We start from the raw sequence: 2982 nt of genomic DNA on the forward strand, positions 1-2982 counted from the left end.
GCAGTACGAATTTTCGGCGAATGTCGTCTTCACAGTATAACCAGATTGCTTGGGGTTATATGGTCAAGTGAAGAAGCGCATACGGTGGATGCCTTGGCAGTCAGAGGCGATGAAAGACGTGGTAGCCTGCGATAAGCTTTGGGGAGTCGGCAAACAGACTGTGATCCAGAGATCTCTGAATGGGGGAACCCACTCAGCATAAGCTGAGTATCTTGTACTGAATACATAGGTGCAAGAGGCGAACCAGGGGAACTGAAACATCTAAGTACCCTGAGGAAAAGAAATCAACCGAGATTCCCTTAGTAGTGGCGAGCGAACGGGGACCAGCCCTTAAGTTGGTTTGAGATTAGTGGAACGCTCTGGAAAGTGCGGCCGTAGTGGGTGATAGCCCCGTACACGAAAATCTCTTATCAATGAAATCGAGTAGGACGGAGCACGAGAAACTTTGTCTGAACATGGGGGGACCATCCTCCAAGGCTAAATACTACTGACTGACCGATAGTGAACCAGTACCGTGAGGGAAAGGCGAAAAGAACCCCGGAGAGGGGAGTGAAATAGATCCTGAAACCGTATGCGTACAAGCAGTGGGAGCCTACTTTGTTAGGTGACTGCGTACCTTTTGTATAATGGGTCAGCGACTTATATTCAGTGGCGAGCTTAACCGAATAGGGGAGGCGTAGCGAAAGCGAGTCTTAATAGGGCGTTTAGTCGCTGGGTATAGACCCGAAACCGGGCGATCTATCCATGGGCAGGTTGAAGGTTGGGTAACACTAACTGGAGGACCGAACCGACTACCGTTGAAAAGTTAGCGGATGACCTGTGGATCGGAGTGAAAGGCTAATCAAGCTCGGAGATAGCTGGTTCTCCTCGAAAGCTATTTAGGTAGCGCCTCATGTATCACTGTAGGGGGTAGAGCACTGTTTCGGCTAGGGGGTCATCCCGACTTACCAAACCGATGCAAACTCCGAATACCTACAAGTGCCGAGCATGGGAGACACACGGCGGGTGCTAACGTCCGTCGTGAAAAGGGAAACAACCCAGACCGTCAGCTAAGGTCCCAAAGTCATGGTTAAGTGGGAAACGATGTGGGAAGGCTTAGACAGCTAGGAGGTTGGCTTAGAAGCAGCCACCCTTTAAAGAAAGCGTAATAGCTCACTAGTCGAGTCGGCCTGCGCGGAAGATGTAACGGGGCTCAAACCATGCACCGAAGCTACGGGTATCACCTTTTGGTGATGCGGTAGAGGAGCGTTCTGTAAGCCTGTGAAGGTGAGTTGAGAAGCTTGCTGGAGGTATCAGAAGTGCGAATGCTGACATGAGTAACGACAATGCGAGTGAAAAACTTGCACGCCGAAAGACCAAGGTTTCCTGCGCAACGTTAATCGACGCAGGGTTAGTCGGTCCCTAAGGCGAGGCTGAAAAGCGTAGTCGATGGAAAACAGGTTAATATTCCTGTACTTCCGATTGTTGCGATGGAGGGACGGAGAAGGCTAGGCCAGCTTGGCGTTGGTAGTCCAAGTTTAAGGTGGTAGGCTGAGATCTTAGGCAAATCCGGGATCTCAAGGCCGAGAGCTGATGACGAGTTGCCTTTAGGCGACGAAGTGGTTGATGCCATGCTTCCAAGAAAAGCTCCTAAGCTTCAGACAATCGGGAACCGTACCCCAAACCGACACAGGTGGTTAGGTAGAGAATACCAAGGCGCTTGAGAGAACTCGGGTGAAGGAACTAGGCAAAATGGCACCGTAACTTCGGGAGAAGGTGCGCCGGCGAAGGTGAAGGGTTTACCCCGTAAGCTTTTGCCGGTCGAAGATACCAGGCCGCTGCGACTGTTTATTAAAAACACAGCACTCTGCAAACACGAAAGTGGACGTATAGGGTGTGACGCCTGCCCGGTGCCGGAAGGTTAATTGATGGGGTTAGCGCAAGCGAAGCTCTTGATCGAAGCCCCGGTAAACGGCGGCCGTAACTATAACGGTCCTAAGGTAGCGAAATTCCTTGTCGGGTAAGTTCCGACCTGCACGAATGGCGTAACGATGGCGGCGCTGTCTCCACCCGAGACTCAGTGAAATTGAAATCGCTGTGAAGATGCAGTGTATCCGCGGCTAGACGGAAAGACCCCGTGAACCTTTACTATAGCTTTGCACTGGACTTTGAATTTGCTTGTGTAGGATAGGTGGGAGGCTTTGAAGTGGGGACGCCAGTTCTCATGGAGCCATCCTTGAAATACCACCCTGGCAACTTTGAGGTTCTAACTCAGGTCCGTTATCCGGATCGAGGACAGTGTATGGTGGGTAGTTTGACTGGGGCGGTCTCCTCCCAAAGAGTAACGGAGGAGTACGAAGGTGCGCTCAGACCGGTCGGAAATCGGTCGTAGAGTATAAAGGCAAAAGCGCGCTTGACTGCGAGACCCACACGTCGAGCAGGTACGAAAGTAGGTCTTAGTGATCCGGTGGTTCTGTATGGAAGGGCCATCGCTCAACGGATAAAAGGTACTCCGGGGATAACAGGCTGATACCGCCCAAGAGTTCATATCGACGGCGGTGTTTGGCACCTCGATGTCGGCTCATCACATCCTGGGGCTGAAGCCGGTCCCAAGGGTATGGCTGTTCGCCATTTAAAGTGGTACGCGAGCTGGGTTTAGAACGTCGTGAGACAGTTCGGTCCCTATCTGCCGTGGACGTTTGAGATTTGAGAGGGGCTGCTCCTAGTACGAGAGGACCGGAGTGGACGAACCTCTGGTGTTCCGGTTGTCACGCCAGTGGCATTGCCGGGTAGCTATGTTCGGAAGAGATAACCGCTGAAAGCATCTAAGCGGGAAACTTGCCTCAAGATGAGATCTCACTGGGATCTAGAATCCCCTGAAGGGCCGTCGAAGACTACGACGTTGATAGGTTGGGTGTGTAAGCGCTGTGAGGCGTTGAGCTAACCAATACTAATTGCCCGTGAGGCTTGACCATATAACACCCAAGCAATTTGCTCATGCAG

Annotated in this window: 1 rRNA gene; it reads left to right on the plus strand. The window is 51.9% G+C overall.

The annotated features are described in order from the left end of the window. Positions 1-61 precede the first annotated feature (61 nt). Positions 62-2954, plus strand: a 23S ribosomal RNA gene (locus ACIOAU_RS23565). Positions 2955-2982 lie beyond the last annotated feature (28 nt).

Origin of the sequence: Pseudomonas sp. NPDC088322 (genome assembly GCF_044740745.1) — a bacterium.
GTDB classification, from domain to species: domain Bacteria; phylum Pseudomonadota; class Gammaproteobacteria; order Pseudomonadales; family Pseudomonadaceae; genus Aquipseudomonas; species Aquipseudomonas shirazensis.